This window comes from Mycolicibacterium agri (assembly GCF_002553505.1).
In the GTDB taxonomy this organism is placed as follows: Bacteria; Actinomycetota; Actinomycetes; order Mycobacteriales; family Mycobacteriaceae; genus Mycobacterium; species Mycobacterium agri.
This window is the reverse complement of sequence record NZ_PDCP01000226.1, coordinates 1-1005: the sequence shown is the minus strand read 5'-3', so window position 1 is coordinate 1005 and position 1005 is coordinate 1. Positions and strand designations below refer to the sequence as shown.

At 66.1% G+C, this 1005-nt stretch carries 1 protein-coding gene; it reads right to left on the bottom strand.

Features of this window, described 5'->3' with window-relative positions; translation table 11 throughout:
* Nucleotides 1–885: site-specific integrase (locus tag CQY20_RS33915; RefSeq protein WP_097945787.1), on the bottom strand; the 885-nt coding region annotated here is incomplete at its 3' end.
* Between the last annotated feature and the right edge of the window lie 120 nt (nucleotides 886–1005).

Here is a 1005-nt window from a genome sequence, read left to right as displayed (position 1 = left end):
CACCAGCAACGGCGACGTGTCTGTCAGAGCGATGCCGGATTCGGCTGCCCGGCAGGCGATGTCGGTGAGATAGTCGGCGAACAGCCGCTCCAGGTCGGCACCGACGTAGATTCGCCGCGGACGCATCATCTTCACCCGTGCCCCGTTGGGGTTATCGGCCCGAGGCACGATCCGCACATATGCGGTCTCGCCGCGGCCGAGCACGAACTCACCGATCCGCAGGCCCAGGGCCTCCCCGAGACGCATCCCGGTTTCGGCCAGCAGAGCAAACACGAACCGGTCCCGCAGGTTTCCTCGCCACGATCCCAACTCCGCATCGAAGACCGCGCAGCCATCCAGGATCGCCTGGATCTGCTCCGGTAGGAGCAACGGTGGTCTGTCGCAGCGGCGCTCGCGGCGCACCCGCACCAACGAAGACGCCGCTGGGACCGATCGCGCATCCAGATGCGCCAGCAAGCCCCTGGCCGGCGGGCGCCGCGGCGTTCCTCGAAGCAGCCGCCCCGCCACCGCCACACCGGACACCGCGTGATGCCAACGGTAGAACGAAATCAACGCCGCAAGGCGGAGTTCCAGGGTTGCCGCACTCGGCGCCTGGCCCGATTCCGCCAGTCGGTGCTCAACCGTGCGGCCATTGCGCTGCCACGACAGGAACGCTGTGAACGCGGGAACACCGACCTCACACCAGGCGCCGGTCTGCCCGCGTTGCTCCAGGAAAGTCCACCACTGCGCCAACGAGGTCGCGTACCCGCGCACCGTGTTCGGCGACCACAGGTGCCGATGTGCCTCTATCCACTCCTCGACCGGACCGACCGTCGCGAAGTCCTCGCCGAGCACAGTCCAGGTCCGCTGCCCTCCCGCAGGAGACACTGCCACCGGATACGCCATCGTTGCCGTTCCTTCACGTTGAAGAACACCCGCCGATAAACCGGCAACAACGATGACTTGCCCAGCTCCAACCCCCTTGTCACATACATAGATTCGAGCGTGTTGCTACCCGTTGATAAC